This window comes from Mycobacterium sp., assembly GCF_025965855.1.
Taxonomy (GTDB): Bacteria; Actinomycetota; Actinomycetes; order Mycobacteriales; family Mycobacteriaceae; genus Mycobacterium.
The window spans coordinates 1-16,060 of record NZ_JAOPWB010000126.1 but is presented as its reverse complement, the minus strand read 5'-3'; the positions used below and the strand labels follow the sequence as shown (position 1 = coordinate 16,060).

The 16,060-nt window shown below is 69.2% G+C and carries 18 protein-coding genes and 2 pseudogenes; 12 read left to right on the top strand and 8 right to left on the bottom strand.

Annotated elements, in window-relative coordinates; all coding sequences use genetic code 11:
* Positions 1-336 (top strand): DUF732 domain-containing protein, encoded by a 336-nt coding sequence (locus tag JWP83_RS09620; protein ID WP_297729280.1) that lies wholly within the window; start codon positions 1-3, stop codon positions 334-336.
* Here the strand turns inward: JWP83_RS09620 and JWP83_RS09615 are convergent, their stop codons facing one another.
* Complete coding sequence (locus JWP83_RS09615; RefSeq protein ID WP_297729277.1) at positions 337-1,026, bottom strand: demethylmenaquinone methyltransferase; 690 nt, start codon at positions 1,024-1,026, stop codon at positions 337-339.
* Positions 1,027-1,085: 59 nt separating this feature from the next.
* On the opposite strand from JWP83_RS09615, the pseudogene JWP83_RS31220 reads away from it, so the two are divergent.
* Positions 1,086-1,250 (top strand): annotated as a pseudogene (locus tag JWP83_RS31220) (short-chain dehydrogenase/reductase); the annotation flags it as partial.
* Positions 1,250-1,384 carry a short-chain dehydrogenase gene (locus JWP83_RS31215; protein ID WP_367185611.1) on the top strand — a complete coding sequence of 45 codons (135 nt, stop codon included), beginning with the start codon at positions 1,250-1,252 and terminating at the stop codon, positions 1,382-1,384. The pseudogene JWP83_RS31220 and the gene JWP83_RS31215, both read left to right, overlap by 1 nt.
* A 10-nt stretch (positions 1,385-1,394) precedes the next feature.
* Here JWP83_RS31215 and JWP83_RS09605 read toward each other — a convergent pair whose 3' ends face one another.
* From JWP83_RS09605 to JWP83_RS09580, 6 genes are all read right to left on the bottom strand, one after another.
* Entirely contained in the window at positions 1,395-2,549 is a 1,155-nt protein-coding gene (locus JWP83_RS09605; protein ID WP_297729274.1) for a glycosyltransferase family 1 protein, read from the bottom strand.
* A gap of 38 nt (positions 2,550-2,587) precedes the next feature.
* Positions 2,588-3,121 (bottom strand): DUF3592 domain-containing protein, encoded by a 534-nt coding sequence (locus JWP83_RS09600; RefSeq protein ID WP_297729271.1) that lies wholly within the window; start codon positions 3,119-3,121, stop codon positions 2,588-2,590.
* Positions 3,118-4,743 carry a 2-succinyl-5-enolpyruvyl-6-hydroxy-3-cyclohexene-1-carboxylic-acid synthase gene (menD, locus tag JWP83_RS09595; protein WP_297729268.1) on the bottom strand — a complete coding sequence of 542 codons (1,626 nt, stop codon included), beginning with the start codon at positions 4,741-4,743 and terminating at the stop codon, positions 3,118-3,120. Before menD ends, JWP83_RS09600 begins: the two co-directional genes overlap by 4 nt.
* Before the next feature lie 68 nt (positions 4,744-4,811).
* On the bottom strand, positions 4,812-5,609 hold the full coding sequence (locus JWP83_RS09590; protein WP_297729264.1) for an alpha/beta hydrolase: 798 nt from the start codon (positions 5,607-5,609) through the stop codon (positions 4,812-4,814).
* Entirely contained in the window at positions 5,606-6,574 is a 969-nt protein-coding gene (locus JWP83_RS09585; protein WP_297729261.1) for an o-succinylbenzoate synthase, read from the bottom strand. Before JWP83_RS09585 ends, JWP83_RS09590 begins: the two co-directional genes overlap by 4 nt.
* Positions 6,574-8,178 (bottom strand): amidohydrolase, encoded by a 1,605-nt coding sequence (locus tag JWP83_RS09580; RefSeq protein ID WP_297729258.1) that lies wholly within the window; start codon positions 8,176-8,178, stop codon positions 6,574-6,576. Before JWP83_RS09580 ends, JWP83_RS09585 begins: the two co-directional genes overlap by 1 nt.
* Before the next feature lie 77 nt (positions 8,179-8,255).
* Here JWP83_RS09580 and fadD8 point away from each other — a divergent pair, with 77 nt between their 5' ends.
* Complete coding sequence (gene fadD8, locus JWP83_RS09575) at positions 8,256-9,857, top strand: fatty-acid--CoA ligase FadD8 (protein ID WP_297729255.1); 1,602 nt, start codon at positions 8,256-8,258, stop codon at positions 9,855-9,857.
* 91 nt (positions 9,858-9,948) lie between these two features.
* Here the strand turns inward: fadD8 and JWP83_RS09570 are convergent, their stop codons facing one another.
* Positions 9,949-10,497: a TetR/AcrR family transcriptional regulator gene (locus JWP83_RS09570; RefSeq protein WP_297729252.1), complete on the bottom strand. Its 549-nt coding sequence runs from the start codon at positions 10,495-10,497 to the stop codon at positions 9,949-9,951.
* An 84-nt stretch (positions 10,498-10,581) separates the two neighbouring features.
* Between JWP83_RS09570 and JWP83_RS09565 the strand changes: the two are divergent.
* The 8 genes and pseudogenes from JWP83_RS09565 to JWP83_RS09530 form a co-directional block, all read left to right on the top strand.
* Positions 10,582-11,503: pseudogene (locus JWP83_RS09565) on the top strand (aldo/keto reductase).
* Positions 11,490-11,945 carry a nitroreductase family deazaflavin-dependent oxidoreductase gene (locus JWP83_RS09560; RefSeq protein WP_297729249.1) on the top strand — a complete coding sequence of 152 codons (456 nt, stop codon included), beginning with the start codon at positions 11,490-11,492 and terminating at the stop codon, positions 11,943-11,945. The pseudogene JWP83_RS09565 and the gene JWP83_RS09560 overlap by 14 nt, the downstream one beginning before the upstream one ends.
* Before the next feature lie 5 nt (positions 11,946-11,950).
* Positions 11,951-12,646, top strand: a complete 696-nt coding sequence (locus tag JWP83_RS09555) for a hypothetical protein (protein ID WP_297729246.1) — start codon at positions 11,951-11,953, stop codon at positions 12,644-12,646.
* Positions 12,643-13,545 (top strand): 1,4-dihydroxy-2-naphthoyl-CoA synthase, encoded by a 903-nt coding sequence (locus JWP83_RS09550; RefSeq protein ID WP_297729243.1) that lies wholly within the window; start codon positions 12,643-12,645, stop codon positions 13,543-13,545. The genes JWP83_RS09555 and JWP83_RS09550 overlap by 4 nt, the downstream gene beginning before the upstream one ends.
* A 27-nt stretch (positions 13,546-13,572) precedes the next feature.
* A complete protein-coding gene (locus JWP83_RS09545) occupies positions 13,573-14,469 on the top strand; it encodes an SDR family oxidoreductase (protein ID WP_297729240.1) in 897 nt (298 codons plus the stop codon).
* Between the two features lie 28 nt (positions 14,470-14,497).
* On the top strand, positions 14,498-15,121 hold the full coding sequence (locus JWP83_RS09540; RefSeq protein WP_297729236.1) for a maleylpyruvate isomerase family mycothiol-dependent enzyme: 624 nt from the start codon (positions 14,498-14,500) through the stop codon (positions 15,119-15,121).
* 13 nt (positions 15,122-15,134) lie between these two features.
* Positions 15,135-15,524 carry a VOC family protein gene (locus tag JWP83_RS09535; RefSeq protein WP_297729233.1) on the top strand — a complete coding sequence of 130 codons (390 nt, stop codon included), beginning with the start codon at positions 15,135-15,137 and terminating at the stop codon, positions 15,522-15,524.
* Positions 15,525-15,638: 114 nt separating this feature from the next.
* Positions 15,639-16,060, top strand: a 422-nt coding sequence (locus JWP83_RS09530) for an inorganic phosphate transporter (protein ID WP_297729228.1), incomplete at its 3' end; no start/stop codon positions are given.

Genomic DNA, 16,060 nt, shown 5'->3' with positions numbered 1-16,060 from the left:
ATGAAGGCTTCGAAGCTGGCTTCTCTCATCGCTATGGCGGGCGCCGCTGTCGCACTGGCGGCGCCCGCGCAGGCCGACGACTACGACTACACGTTCAAGCAGACCGTCAACGGCTTCGGCGTTTACGGCCCGCAGGACCAGCTCGCGTGGCTGGCGAAGATCAGCTGTGACCGAATCGGCAGGGGCGTGGACGGCGACCCCTACAAGTCGGCCAACTTCCTCCAGCACAACCTGCCCAGGGGCACCACCGAGGGCCAGGCGTTCCAGTTCCTCGGCGCCTCGATCGACCACTACTGCCCCGACCAGGTCGGCTTCATCCAGCGGGCGGGACACTAACTAGGCCGGTTTGTATCCGGCGTGCAACGCGACGATGCCGCCGGTCAGGTTGCGCCAGCGCACCGCCGACCACCCCGCCGCTGAAATCCGGTGGGCCAGCGTGGGCTGGTCGGGCCAGGCCCTGATCGACTCGGCGAGGTACACGTAGGCGTCGGGGTTGGAGGACACCGCCCGCGCCACCCGGGGCAGCGCCCGCATCAGATATTCCTTGTAGACGGTGGCAAACAGCGCGTTGGTGGGCGTGGCGAATTCGCACACCACCAGCCGGCCGCCCGGCCGGGTGACGCGGAACATCTCGCGCAGCCCCGCCTGCTGGTCGGCCACATTGCGCAACCCGAAGCTGATGGTGACCGCGTCGAACACCCCGTCGCCGAACGGCAGCTTGGTTGCGTCGCCGGCGACCTTTGGCACCTTACGACCCGCACCCGCCGCGAGCATCCCGACCGAAAAATCTGCGGCCACACACCATGCCCCGGATTTCCTCAGCTCCGCGGTCGACACCGCGGTACCCGCGGCCAGGTCCAGCACCCGCTGACCCGGACCGAGCTCCAGCGCCGAGCGGGTGGCTCGCCGCCAGTACCGGTCCTGACCCAGCGACAGCACGGTGTTGGTCACGTCGTAGCGGCGGGCGACGCCGTCGAACATCGACGCGACGTCCCGGGGGTTCTTGTCCAGCGCCGCGCGACTCACGACGTCGACGCTACCGGTACGCCGGGAATGGGACGCCGACGAACGCGTTGTACGCCTCCGTGCGCGAAATAGTTTGGTTTATCACCGGTACATCACGAGGGTTCGGCCGCGACTGGGCGATCGCGGCGTTGGAGCGCGGCGACAAGGTCGCCGGGACGGCGCGCGACACCGCGACGCTGGATGACCTGGTCGACAGGTACGGCGACGCGCTGTTGCCGATACAGTGGTCGACGCCGAAAACCCGCCACTGCGGGTCTTTTTCGGCGAATTGCCGCTGCAGCTGGCAAAGGCTGACTCCGAGAGCCGGCTACACAATTGGGAGCAGTGGAAGCCGGTCGCGGAGCTGGCGCAGGGGTAACCGCAAAACCTCACTCCCCCTGCGCATACCGCTTCGCGAACATCCGCCGCCGGGCGAAGGGCGACAGCACCGCCTCGTAGTGGCCGAGCAGCTCGTCGCAGATGACCGGCCAGCTGCGGCCGAGCACGCTGCGCCGAGCGGCCGGCGCGTAGCGGTGCCGTTCGGCGAGGAGGTGCGCGACGGAGGCGGGCAGCCGCGCCTCGAACTCGTTGACTCCCAACAGCAGCCCGGTGCGGTACGGGGCGACCAGGTCGCGCGGTCCGCCGGCGTCGGGGGCGATCACCGGCAGCCCCGACGCCAGCGCTTCTTGGACGACTTGGCAAAACGTCTCGTGCTCACCGGGATGCACGAAGACGTCCATGCTGGCGTACGCGGCGGCGAGCTCCTCGCCATAGAGCGCACCGGTGAAAACCGCTGTGGGCATCGCTAATTGCAGTTTGGCTTGATCGACACCGTCGCCGACGATGACGATCTGCACGGAATCGTTGGCGTTCAGCGCGATCAGCCGCTCGACGTGCTTCTCCGGCGCGAGCCGGCCCACGAATCCGACGATCGGCTTGCCGGCCGGCGACCACCGCCGCCTGAGGGCCTCGTCACGCGCCGACGGCGCAAACCGTAGCACGTCGACCCCGCGCGCCCACCGATGCACTCGCGGGAATCTATGAGCGACAAGCGATTCCATCGTCACGCTGGACGGTGCCAGCGTGCGGTCGGCCAGGCTGTGCAGGTGGCGGAACCACGCCCACGCCGCACGTGTCGTCATCGGAATGCCGTAGCTCGCCGCGAAACCGGGGACGTCGGTCTGGTACACCGCGACCGTCGGCACCCCGAGCCAGCGTGCGGCCTTCACGCCGCCGTAGCCGAGCAGCGCCGGCGACGCCAGGTGCACGACGTCGGGATCGAATCCCCGTAGCACGCTCACCATTCGGGGCATCGGAACCCCGAGCGGCAACGTCGTCACCTTGGGGAACATTCGCGACGGCACCCGATGTACCCGGATGCCGTCGTGAATTCGGTCCGCCCGCGGTTGACCCGCCGGGTTGTCGGGTGCGATGACGAGGGCTTCGTGACCGGTGCGACGCAGGTGCTCCAGGACACGCAGCACCGAGTTGCTGACACCGTTGACATTGGGGAGGAAGGACTCGGCGACGATTGCTACGCGCACGACACCACGATCGCAGCATCGGCTGTCGATAAGGTTGCCTACGGGAATACGTCGCGCGAAATCTGCTGGTCGGACGCCTCGGCGCGGCGGTCCAGCCACCTGTCCAGCAGGGCCAGACCGGTCAGGGCGACCGCCGCAACCAGCCAGGCCACCACCGCGATGGATCCCGCAGGGATGATCGCCAGCCCGGCGGTGCGGTGCTGCACCCGAACCAGATTCGGGTCGTTCTTGTTGTATTCGACGTAGATCCGCATGCCCGTCACCAATTCGGACGGATACAGCACACCGAGCTCGGGCCGGTAGGTGACGCGCTCGGGCGTGACGAATTCGATGGTGGAGCGCCGCGGCCCGGCGCTGAGCACCTCCGCCTGCGCCACCCCCATATGGTGTTGAATCGCAAGGTCGTCGCGCCACGCGCCGGCCACCAGGAGCAGCGACTGCAGCGTCACCAAACCGGCCAGGATCAACACCCCAATCCGCGACCAGCGCAACGCAATCCAGGCCCGTGTCTTCGGCGGTTCGTCGCCGCGTCCATGAATAAGTATGTGCAGCAACGCTTTTGGATTCCTCACAGGGCCGCCTTGATGGCGGCGTGCAGCTGTCGCAGCGAAGAGCGGTCCGCCTTGACCTCCAGCACCCGCACGCCCGCTGCCGGTTCGTCGAGGGCCGCGGCCAGCTCGTCGACCTCGATCTGCCGGCTCTCGACGTGATAGGCGCGGCACAGCGCGCCGACGTCGACGTCGTGCGGGGTGCCGAAGATTCGCGATGACACGTCGGAGAACCTCGGGTCGCCCTGCTCGAGGAGCTCGAAGATGCCACCGCCGTTGTCGTTGGACACCACGATGGTCAGCCGTTGCGGTGTCGGCTCGGTGGGGCCGATCAAGAGGCCGGAGCTGTCGTGCACGAACGTCAGGTCACCGATCAGTGCCACGGTGCGCCCCTCGTGCGCCAGGGCCGCCCCGATCGCGGTGGACACGGTGCCGTCGATGCCGGCGACCCCGCGGTTGGACCGCACCTTGATGCCATGGGTGTCCAAACCCACCAGCGCCGCGTCGCGCACCGGGTTGGACGCGCCGAGCACCAGCTGGTCGCCCGGGCGCAGCGCGTCGGCCACGACCGCGGCGACGTGCAGCCCGGTGGTCAGCGGGTGCGCCTTGAGCTGGCCGCGCACGGCCTCGTTCGCGTGCCGGTTCAGCTCCGCGCAGCGGTGCAGCCACGCGGGGTGAGGTGTGCCGGTGGTGACCGCCCGCGTGCCGGTGGCCTGCGAGTTGCCCGAGACGTCCGGCCAGCGGGGCCCGGTGGTCAGCGCGTACACCGGCACCTGCGGGTCGGCCAGCAGCGCCGACACCGGCCGGTGCAGCGTCGGGCGCCCCAGCATGATCACCTGCTTCGGGCGCAGCAGCGGCAGCGTCAGGGGATGTAAGGGGTTGGCCGGGGCCGGTGCCGTCGGCTCGGCGACCGTGGGCAGCTGCTCCAGGTTGGGCTGCGGGCCCGCGCCGTGTCCGGCGATCACGACCGTGTCGGGCGACAGGTCGATTTCCAGCGGTTGGTCGAACGTGACGGGTGGCGTGTAGGTCCACGGCTTACCGCCGGGCCGGCCCTGCGGGACCAGGGCGCCGTGGGGTTCGCCATCGGGCACCAACGGTTCGCGCAGCGGGATGTCGAACTGCACGGGGCCGGCATTGGCGGTGCGAGATCCCGTGGCGGCCGCCAAGACTCGGCACGTGGCCGATCGCCAGGTGGCGTTGAGCGAATCCATCCGCTCGGGCGCGTCCTCGGCCAGGCCCAGGCTGATGGTGGCGCGGACCTGGGTGCCGAAGTAGCCCAGCTGCTCCATGGTCTGGTTGGCCCCGGTGCCCAGCAATTCGTAGGGCCGATTGGCCGACAGCACGATCAGCGGCACCCGCGCGTAGTTGGCCTCGACCACCGCCGGACCCAGGTTTGCCACGGCGGTGCCCGATGTCATCGCGATACACACCGGCGCGCCCGCGGTGATCGCCAGCCCGATGGCCAGATAACCGGCGGTGCGCTCGTCGATGCGGACATGCAACCGGATGCGGCCGGACCGGTCGGCGTCCTGCAGCGCGAATGCCAGTGGCGCGTTGCGCGACCCGGGGCACAACACCACGTCGCGGACGCCGCCGCGGATCAGCTCGTCAACGACGACGCCGGCCTGTGTCGTCGAGGGGTTCACCACTACAGCGTGTCACAACCGGCTGACCGCGCGCCGAACGTGGAGTTGTTAAGCCAGAACGCCGTTTTTCACCCAACGAGTCGACGTTGGGCGTCAAAAAACTGCAGCGCCGCGTCGTTGACGACCTGCGGCCGCTCCAGGAACCCGAGATGCCCGGTGTCGGGTATCTGCAGGTACCGGCCGTTGGGCATCGCATCCGCGACCTCTCGCCCCAGGTAGGCGGGCGTCACGATGTCGTCGGCGAAGCCCATCACCAGCACCGGCGCGGCGATGCTGCGGTAAGCGGGCAACCGGTTGGTCTGCGGAGAGACGTACATCTGGGTCCGCAGCCCCGGGGTCTGCTTGACCGGCCAGGTGGTAAACATCGCGATCCAGTCGCCGACGGCCGCGTCATCGTTGAGCGTCTTGCGCGAAAAGCTTTCCAACAGACGGTTTCTCGCGTCGAGCGCGGGCGGCAGCTGGACTCCGGAGGCGTACAGCTCCACCTCCGCGTCGTGGAAGAACTGGCGGGCGCGGTCCAGGCGGCCGCGGGTGGCCATCAGCACCGCCGAGCTGACCAGCTCGGGCCGCGTCACCATGAGTTCCTGCGCGATGAACGAGCCCATGGACACCCCGACGATCCGTGCCGGTGCGGCGCCCAGCGATTCGATCAGCGCGGCGGTGTCGGCGACCATGGTTTGCGTCGTGAATCCCTCGGCGTTCTCCGTATCGCCGATCCCGCGGTTGTCGAAGGTGATGCAGCGGTACCCGGCCGCCAAAAACGCCGGTACCTGATGCGGGTGCCAAGTGCGTCCGGCGCCTCCACGGCCGGCGATGAAGACGACGGGCTCACCGGATCCGCGATCGTCGTAAGCCAGATTGATCACCCGGACGACGGTACAAGCAGCGAGTGGCAGGCCCTGACCCGGTCGATCCACCACCGCCGCCGCTCGGGCGGCACGGCCAGCGCCCGCAACCGCGCCGGATCGGGCGCCACCGGCCCGACCGCCAGGTTGCCGTCGACGGGGGCGGCGACGTCGGCCACGTCCTCTAAGAACAGCCCGCCGGTGCCCAGCCCGCAGGCATGGCGGAGTTGCGGGAGGGCCGCCGCGGCGGTCAGCCCAGCGGCGATGCCCACCGCCGAATCGAGCGCGCTGGAGACGACGACCGGGATGTCGATCTGGGCGGCGATGGCAAGTAGGGCCGAAACCCCGCCCAGCGGCGCAACTTTCAGCACCGCGATGTCGGCGGCCCCGGCGCGGACCACGGCGAGCGGGTCGTCGGCCTTGCGGATGCTTTCGTCGGCCGCGATCGGCACGTCGACCCGCGCGCGCAGCGCGGCGAGTTCGCCGACCGTCGCGCACGGCTGCTCGAGGTACTCCAGCGGGCCGTCGGCCGTCAGCGCGGCCGCCGCCCGCACCGCCTGCTCGACGCTCCAGCCGCCGTTGGCGTCCACCCGCACGGTTCCGACCAGTTCGCGCGCCGCGTTGACCCGGTCGACGTCGTCGGCGAGCGTCTGCCCGGGCTCGGCGACCTTCACCTTGGCCGTGCGCGCCCCGGGAAACCGGGACAGCACCTCGCTGACCTGGGCGGCGGGAACGGCCGGCACGGTGGCGTTGATCGGGATGCGGTCGCGCCGCACCGGCGGCGGCCGCCGGTAGGCGCCCTCGATGGCCGACGCCAGCCAGTGCGCGGCCTCGCGCGGGCCGTATTCGACGAAGGCGCCGAACTCACCCCAGCCGGCCGGGCCCTCGATCAGCGCGAGCTCGCGGGTGGTGATGCCGCGGAAACGCACCCGCATCGGCAGCGCCACCACATGCAGGCGGTCCAGCAGGTCCCCGACGGCCGGCATCACGGGCCGTAGACCTGGCGGCCCGCCAGAAACGTCGCGCGCACCTCGAGGTCGGCGATCCGCTCGGGCGGCACGGTTCGGGGGTCGGCGGACAGCACCACCATGTCCGCGTACTTACCGACCTCCAGGGAGCCGATCACGTCGTCGGCGAACAGCTGCCAGGCGGCGTCGATGGTCTGCGCGCGGATCGCCTGCTCGACGGTCAACCGCTCCTCGGGCGCCAGCACCCGGCCGCTGGGTGCCGTGCGGGTCACGGCCACGCTGATGTTGCGCAGCGGCTCCTCGGGCGTGACCGGCGGATCGTTGTGCAACGAGATCCGCATGCCGGTGGCCACCGCGGAACCCGCTGGCATCCAACGGGATCCGCGCTCGGGTCCGAACAGGCCGTCGACGATGATGTCCCCCCAGTAGTGGATCTGGTCGACGAAGATGCTGCAGGTGACGCCGAGGTCCGCGGCCCTTTGGAGTTGCTCGGGCCGGATGGCGCCGACGTGCTCGAGCCGCAGCCGGTGATCGTCGCGAGGCCAGCGCTGCAGGGCCTCTTGGTAGACGTCGAGAATTATGTCCACGCCGGCGTCGCCCTGCACGTGGCAGGCCATCGGCCAGCCCAGCGGGAAGTAGGCGCCGACGATCTCGCTGAGCTGCTCGCGGGTGTAGTTGGCGTGCCCGCAGGAGCCGGGCGGCACCCCGATGGTGCGGGTGGCGGCGGTGTCCAGGTACGGGAAGGACAGGGCGATGTTGCCGATCCAGGGCGAGCCGTCCACCCAGATCTTGATGCCGACCTGGCGCAGCATGTCGTCGCCCTCGCCGGGGGTGGCGTCGGTGTGCATCCGCGGGTTGGAGATCTCGTACGTGCGCAGCCGGACCGTCAGCTCGTTGCGGAATTGCTCGACGAGCGGCCGAAACGCCGGGTCGAAGGCCATTTCCGAGCAGGTGGTCAGCCCCGCGCGGTTGAGCCGGACGCACTCGGCGCGCAGCATCGCCGGGTAATCGCCGGGCCGGATGGCGCCGGCCAGCAGCGAAAACACCGCGCCGGTTTCCTCGGCGGTGCCGTCGAGTTCGCCGCGCGGATCGCGGCCGAACTTGGCGCCCTTGGGGTCTGGGGTGTCCGCGGTCAGGCCGGCGCGCCGGGCGGCGTGCGAGTTGAAATAGGCCTTGTGCCCGGAGTTGTGGAGGATCACCAGGGGCCCGTCGGGCGCGATCTCGTCGAGCCAGGCCAGGGTGGGCTCGGGAAGTCCGGTCTGCAGCAACGGATCCCAGCCGTTGAGGTAGGCGCCGGCCGACCCACGCGCGTTGACCTCGCGGCCGACCGCCGCGACGACGTCGTCCGCGTCGCGCATGGTGACCGGTCGTATGTCGACGATCCGGTCCGACAGTGCGATGGCCTCCATCAGCGGATGGCCGTGCGCCTCAACGAATCCCGGCATGACGCAGCCGTCGCCGACGTCGACGGTTCGGGTGTTGGCGCCAATGAGGTCGGCGACGTCGGAGCGGGCTCCGACGGCGACGATCCGGCCGTCGGCGATCGCGAGCGCCTGGGCCGTGGGTCGCGCGTCGTCGACGGTCAGCACGGTCCCGGTGATGACGACATCTGCAACGGCCATGGGCAGAAATCCTAGTGATTGACGCGGTGGCCAAGGGCGCGGCCGACCCGAATTGCAACACGTTCTAGTCTTGCCACATGAGTGACGAGCTGCTGCGCAACCCGACCCATAACGGCCACCTGTTGGTGGGGGCGCTCAAGCGCCACAAGAACCGGCCGGTGCTGTTTCTTGGCGACACCACGCTGACCGGTGGTCAGTTGGCCGAGCGGATCAGCCAGTACACGCAGGCATTCGAGGCGCTGGGCGCCGGCACCGGTGTCACCGTCGGGCTGCTGTCGCTGAACCGCCCCGAGGTGCTGATGATCCTGGGCGCCAGTCAGACCCAGGGCTACCGGCGCACCGCTCTGCACCCGCTGGGCTCGCTCGACGATCACGCCTACGTGCTCTCCGACGCCGGGGTCAGCTCCCTGATCATCGACCCCAACCCGATGTTCGTCGAGCGCGCCCAGGGGCTCCTGGAAAAGGTGCCGCCGCTCAACCAGATCCTGACCATCGGCCCGGTGCCAGACGCGCTCAGGGGTGTGGCCACGGATTTGTCGGCCGAGGCGGCGAAGTACGAGCCCAAGCCGCTGGTGGTCGCCGACCTGCCGCCGGACAACATCGGCGGCCTGACCTACACGGGCGGGACGACCGGCAAGCCCAAGGGCGTGATCGGGACGACCGGAAACATCGCCAGCATGACGTCGATCCAGCTCGCCGAGTGGGAGTGGCCCGAGCACCCGCGGTTCTTGATGTGCACGCCGCTCTCGCACGCCGGGGCGGCGTTCTTCACCCCCACGGTGGTCAAGGGCGGCGAGATGGTGGTGCTGAGCAAGTTCGACCCGGCCGAGGTACTGAAAGTCATTGAAGAGCAAAGGATTACGGCGACCATGCTGGTGCCGTCGATGCTCTACGCGCTGATGGACCACCCCGATTCGCACACCCGCGACCTGTCGTCGCTGGAGACCGTCTACTACGGCGCCTCGGCGATCAACCCGGTGCGCCTGGCCGAGGCGATCGGGCGGTTCGGCCCGATCTTCGCCCAGTACTACGGGCAGTCCGAGGCCCCGATGGTGATCACCTATCTGGCCAAGGCCGATCACGACGAGAAGCGGCTGACCTCGTGCGGGCGTCCGACGCTGTTCGCCCGAGTCGCGCTGCTGGGTACCGACGGCAAGCCGGTGCCGCAGGGCGAACCGGGCGAGATCTGTGTCAGTGGACCGCTTTTGGCCGGCGGCTACTGGAATTTACCTGACGAGACGTCGCGAACTTTCAAAGACGGCTGGCTGCACACCGGCGACATGGCCCGCGAGGACGAGGACGGCTTCTACTTCATCGTCGACCGGGTCAAAGACATGATCGTCACCGGCGGCTTCAACGTGTTCCCCCGCGAGGTCGAGGACGTAATCGCCGAGCATCCGGCGGTCGCGCAGGTGTGCGTGGTTGGCACGCCCGACGAGAAGTGGGGCGAGGCCGTCACCGCGGTGGTCGTGCTGCGCGCCGACGCGCCGCGCGACGACGCCGCGATCGAGACCATGACCGCCGAGGTCCAGGCCGCGGTCAAGGACCGCAAGGGCTCGGTGCAATCACCCAAGCGGGTGGTGGTCGTCGACGCGCTGCCATTGACCGGGTTGGGCAAGCCGGACAAGAAGTCCGTCCGGGCGCAGTTCTGGGAGGGCGCCGGCCGCGCCGTGGGCTAGGGGCTTTACCGTGAGCAGACACACAAGTCCCCGACACGCCGCAACATTGGGGGCTTTTGCGTCTGCTCGGCGAATTAGCTGGCTCGGCGAATTAGCTGGCCACGCCGGCCGCCAGCAGGTCCAGCATGCGGCCCCTCTGCTCCGGCGAACCGCTGGCCAGAAAGATGCCGATCAGGCTGGACACCACATCGTCGGCCTGCACGTCGGCGCGCAGGCTCCCGGAGCCGGCGCCGGCCCGCAGCAGCAGGTCGACGGCGCCGACGATGCTGTCGCGAGTCTGGCTGGGCTCCATGGCGCCGGAGTCGAAGATCGCGTGTAGCGACTCCGCCATCCCCCGCTTGGCGGCCACGAAGCTCGCGTAGCGGTCCATCCAGCGTCGCAGGGCAGTGCTGGGCGGATGCCGCTTGAGCAGCTGTTCGGCCGCCGCGGCCATTTCCGCGAGCTCGGCACGGTAGATCGCCTCGACGAGGGCCTCCCGGGTCGGGAAATGGCGGTAGAGCGTGCCGATCCCGACGCCGGCGTCCCGCGCGATCGACTCGAGCGACACGGGTCCCCCGTCCGAGGTGGTGAACGCCGCGGTCGCCGCGCGGAGCAGCCTTTCGCGGTTGCGGCGCGCGTCGGACCGGGTTGGTTCGACCAAAGCGGAGGTCCCTCCGTTTCTGCTAGGCTCGGCACAAGCGGAGGATCCTCCGCATTTCTTCCAGTCTGGCACGAGGGGAACACCATGAGGGACAAGCCGCAGCCCGGCGGTGCCGGCAACATCGGCACCTCGACCGTTGCCCGCGTCGGCTACGGCGCGATGCAACTGTTCGAGGCATCCCCGGAGGACGCGGCCGCGGTGCTGCGCCGCGCCGTCGAACTCGGCGTCAACCACATCGACACCGCGTCGTTTTATGGCCCGGGTGAGGTGAACCGCCGGATCCGCGCGGCGCTGGCCCCCTATCCAGACGACCTCGTCATCGCCAGCAAGGTCGGTGCTCGATACACCGGCGAACATCCCATACCGTTGACCCCGGCGCAAAAGCCCGCCGAGCTGCGCGCCGCGGTCGAGGACGATCTGTCGCAGCTGGGTCTCGAGCGCGTCCCGGTGGTCAATCTGCGGCGCATGGACCTTGGGCCCGGCGTGACCGCCGAGGGCGACCAGATCGTCGACCTCCACGACCAGCTCGCCGAGATGATCGCGCTGCGCGACGAGGGCAAGATCGGCGCGATCGGCGTGAGCAGCGTGCCTCTCGACGTGGTCCGACGGGCCCTGCCCGCGGGCATCGTCTGCGTGCAGAATGCCTACAGCGTGCTTGACCGCTCGCAGGAAGCCACGCTCGACCTGTGCGTGGCCGAGGGCATCGCCTGGGTGCCGTTCTTCCCCGTTGGGGTCGTCCCTCCCGGGTTTCCCCAAGGTCGCCGACGACGCGGTGGTGGTCGAGGTCGCCCGCCAAATCGGCTGCACGCCAGCCCAAGTCGGACTGGCGTGGCTGTTGGCCCACGCGCCGAACACGTTGCTGATTCCCGGCACACGAGCGATCGCGCACCTCGAGGAGAACATCGGCGCGGCCGACGTCTCGCTGAGCGCGGATGCGATCGCGCGGCTGGACGCCGTCGGCTCGCCAGCGGGCCATGACTACTCTGGCACGCGTGGGCGCCAGTGATCGGATCAGGCCACCGTGGTGGCTGACACCGGCCAACAAGATCTTCATCCAGATGTCGCGGCTGGGAATGCGTTTCGGCGGCGAGAGCCCGGCCGTGCTGACGCTGCGGGGACGCAAATCCGGTCGTGAGCGGTCGACGCCGGTGACCCCGATGATCGTCGACGGCAGCCGGTACGTCGTCGCCGGATTCCCGGGCGCGGATTGGGTGGCCAACGTGCGCGCCGCCGGCCAGGTGACGTTGGCCCGCGGCCGCCGCACCCAGACAATGCGGATGGTGGAGCTGTCGCCGGCGGATTCGAGGCCGATTCTCCGCGACTACCCGACACAGGTGCCCACCGGCGTCGGATTCATGAAGCGGGCGGGACTGATCACCGACGGCCGCCCCGAGGAGTTCGAAGCCCTGGCCGGCCGCTGCGCGGTCTTCCGTCTGGACCCGGTGTAGTCGCGATGCGGCGCGTGCTGCTGGTATGCCTGTTGCTCACGGCATGTGTGAGCGTCCCCGCGGGGCGCTCGTTCGCGGCGACGGGCTGCGCCCCCGGCGGCGCCCCTCCCCCGGCCGGCGCGGGCATGCGCAAGGTCGGTGATCTCGACTGGGACGGCCAGCCGGACACGTTGTGGATCGGGCAGATTCGCGACGGCAGCGGCCGCACCGACCGAATCGCCGGCGTCACGACGGCGAGCGGCGCAAACTCCGACGTACAGGTGTCGTCGGCGAGCCCACTCCCATTGAGCGCCTTGGCAATCGACGCTCAACAAGATGGGCAGCACCAGATCATCGTCAGCGACGGGCGCGGCGCGCACCTGTACGTGTTCGCCGACTGCCGGCTGCAGACCGCCGCCGACAACCAGGGCGCGCCGTTCCTGTTCGACCTTCAAAATTTGCGCGACAACGGCACCGGAATCGGCTGCGGCGACCTCGGCCCACCATCGGCCGGCCGGCACTTGGTCGGGCTGCGGGCGTTGAACAATGATGGCCAGTGGACGGTGCGCCGCACCGAGATCGACATCAACGGCACGCTGGCTACCATCGGACAGTCCGACACCGTGACCGCCACTTCCGCGCAGGACCCCGCGGTGGTCTCGGCGCAGACGATCAGCTGCGGCGACCTCACCATCAGCAAGGACGGAGTTCAACAGCCTTGAGTGACAACCCATTTGATGCGCAGGCCTGGCGTCCGGTCGACGGATTCGGCGACCTGACCGACATCACCTACCACCGCCATGTCGCCGGCGCCACGGTGCGGGTGGCGTTCAACCGTCCCGAGGTGCGCAACGCGTTCCGGCCGCACACCGTCGACGAGCTGTACACCGCGCTCGACCACGCCCGGATGTCGCCCGACGTGGGCGTGGTGCTGCTGACCGGCAACGGCCCGTCGCCGAAGGATGGCGGCTGGGCGTTTTGCTCCGGCGGCGATCAGCGCATCCGCGGCCGGTCCGGCTATCAATACGCGAGTGGGGAGACCGCCGACACCGTTGATGTCGCCCGCGCCGGCCGGTTGCACATCCTCGAGGTGCAGCGGCTGATCCGCTTCATGCCCAAGGTGGTCATCTGCCTGGTCAACGGGTGGGCCGCCGGGGGTGGGCACAGCCTGCACGTCGTCTGCGACCTCACCCTGGCCAGCCGCGAACACGCGCTCTTCAAGCAGACCGACGCCGACGTCGGCAGCTTCGACGGCGGTTACGGCAGCGCGTATCTGGCTCGTCAGGTGGGCCAGAAGTTCGCCCGCGAGATCTTTTTCCTGGGCCGCAGCTACACCGCCGAGCAGATGCACCACATGGGCGCGGTCAACGAGGTCGTGGACCACGCCGACCTGGAACGAGTCGGCATCGAGTGGGCGGCGGCGATCAACGCGAAATCCCCTCAGGCGCAACGGATGCTGAAGTTCGCGTTCAACCTGCTCGACGACGGGCTGGTGGGCCAGCAGCTCTTCGCCGGCGAGGCCACCCGGCTGGCGTACATGACCGACGAGGCCGTGGAAGGCCGCGACGCTTTCCTGGAGAAGAGGCCGCCGGACTGGAGCCCGTTCCCGCGCTACTTCTGAGGTCGAGCCGCCGCCTAGACTCCCCACGTGAGCAAGAGTCCACTTAGCAGGTTCAAAGACCAGATCGTGCTGGCGACCATGCGACCGCCCATGTCGCCGCAGATACTGGTCAACCGGCCCGCGATCAAGCCGGTCGACCTCGACGGCAAGCGGATCCTGCTGACCGGGGCATCGTCGGGCATCGGCGAGGCCGGGGCCGAACAGTTGGCCGGCGCCGGCGCGACGGTGGTCGTGGTCGCCCGCCGCGAGGACCTGCTCGACACGCTGGCGGACCGCATCACGAAGGCCGGCGGCCGAGCCGTACCGATCCCCTGCGACGTCTCGGACATGGACGCGGTCGACGCTTTGGTCGCCGACGTCGAAAAGCGCCTCGGCGGCGTCGATATCCTGATCAACAACGCCGGCCGGTCCATCCGGCGGCCGCTGGCCGAGTCGCTGGAGCGCTGGCACGATGTGGAGCGGACCATGGTGCTCAACTACTACGCGCCGCTGCGGCTGATCCGCGGGCTCGCGCCCGCGATGCTCGAGCGCGGCGACGGTCACATCATCAACGTCTCGACGTGGGGCGTCTTGTCGGAGGCGTCGCCGCTGTTTTCGGTCTACAACGCCTCCAAGGCCGCGCTGTCGACGGTGAGCCGGGTCGTCGAAACCGAGTGGGGCCGCAGGGGTGTGCATTCGACGACGCTGTATTACCCGCTGGTGGCCACGCCGATGATCGCGCCGACGAAGGCCTACGACGGGATGCCCGCGCTGACGTCACAGGAGGCCGCCGAGTGGATGGTCACCGCCGCCCGCACCCGGCCGGTGCGGATCGCACCGCGGATGGCGATTGCCGCCAAGGCGCTGGACACCTTCGGGCCCCGCTGGGTCAACATGCTCATGCAGCGCCAGACCATCCAGCCCAACCAGAAGGCGGATACCTGAAACCGGCTCAACCCTGAAGGAGGTTGCTGTGTCTGATCTCTGGGCCACCGTCGCCGCCGAACGCGGCGCGCTCGCCGGCGACCTCGCCGACCTGACGCCGGCGCAATGGGATACACCGTCGCTGTGCCCGGGCTGGACGGTTCGCGACATCGTCGCGCACCTGTCGGCCACGGCCTCGCTGAACCCGGCCACGTTCTTCCTCAACATGGCCAAGGCCGGGTTCAACTTCGACAAGTTCGCCAACGGTCAGATCGCCAAGCACCGCGGCGCCGACCCGGGCGCCACCCTGGCGGAATTCCGGGGACTGCAGAATTCCACCTCCGCGCCGCCGGGCCCCAAAACCTCCTGGCTGGGCGAGGTGGTGGTGCATGGGGAGGACGTGCGTCGTCCGCTGGGCATCCCGCACACCTACCCTCCCGACGCCGTCCGCCAGGCGATCGACTTCTACAAGGGCTCCAACATGCTGCTCGGCTCCAAGAACCGCATCGCCGGGCTGGCACTGTCCGCCACCGATCACGACTGGCGACACGGGGAGGGAGAACCCGTCGAGGGCCCCCTGCTGTCGCTGTTGCTCGCCGCGACGGGCCGGGCCGCCGCCTGCGACGACCTCGTCGGCCCCGGCGTCCAGACCCTCCGAAGCCGGTGCACGTGATAGACACGACGCTATGGAGATCCTGGCCAGCCGGATGCTGCTCCGGCCGGCGGACTATCAGCGGTCGTTGAGCTTCTACCGCGACGAGATCGGCCTGGCGATAGCCCGCGAATATGGCGCGGGGACGGTGTTTTTCGCGGGGCAGTCCCTGCTGGAGCTGGCCGGCTACGGCTCGCCGGACCATTCCCGCGGACCCTTCCCCGGTGCGCTGTGGCTCCAGGTCCGCGACGTCGCGGCGACTCAGGCCGAGCTGCGGGGCCGGGGCGTTCCGATCGCCCGCGATGCGCGCCGCGAACCGTGGGGCCTGCGCGAGATGCACGTGACCGATCCCGACGGGATCACGCTGATTTTCGTCGAGGTCCCAGGGGATCACCCGCTGCGCCGCGACACCCGCGGCGACTGAGGGCAACATCGGGTTAACTGACAGCTAACATCAGACGACAAGTCAAGGTACACCTGCGTTTCGGCCGTCTCTCCATTCGACAATTTAATCCCCCGACTACGAGAATCAGGCGCTGTGAACATCGATTTGTTCCTCCTAATCATTGTCGTAATCACGGCACTCGCTTTCGATTTCACCAACGGCTTCCACGACACCGGCAACGCGATGGCAACGTCCATCGCCAGCGGCGCGCTGGCGCCCAAGGCCGCTGTCGCGTTGTCGGCGGTGCTCAACCTGGTGGGCGCGTTCATGTCCACCGCGGTGGCGGCCACCATCGCCAAAGGCCTGATTGACGGGCACATTGTGACGCTGGATCTGGTGTTCGCCGGCCTCGTTGGCGGCATCGTCTGGAACCTGCTCACCTGGCTCCTCGGCATCCCCTCGAGCTCGTCGCACGCGCTGATCGGCGGCATCGTCGGCGCGACGATCGCCGCCGTCGGCGCGCACGGGGTGATCTGGAAGGGCCTGGTGTCCCATGTGCTCATCCCGGCGGTCAT

Coding starts and splice junctions, on each gene's coding strand:
- JWP83_RS09585 (WP_297729261.1), bottom strand. CDS start 6,574: ATGCCGGCCGTCGGGGACCTGCTGGACCGCCTGCATGTGGTGGCGCTG.
- JWP83_RS09620 (WP_297729280.1), top strand. CDS start 1: ATGAAGGCTTCGAAGCTGGCTTCTCTCATCGCTATGGCGGGCGCCGCT.
- JWP83_RS09580 (WP_297729258.1), bottom strand. CDS start 8,178: ATGGCCGTTGCAGATGTCGTCATCACCGGGACCGTGCTGACCGTCGAC.
- fadD8 (WP_297729255.1), top strand. CDS start 8,256: ATGAGTGACGAGCTGCTGCGCAACCCGACCCATAACGGCCACCTGTTG.
- JWP83_RS09535 (WP_297729233.1), top strand. CDS start 15,135: ATGGAGATCCTGGCCAGCCGGATGCTGCTCCGGCCGGCGGACTATCAG.
- JWP83_RS09555 (WP_297729246.1), top strand. CDS start 11,951: ATGCGGCGCGTGCTGCTGGTATGCCTGTTGCTCACGGCATGTGTGAGC.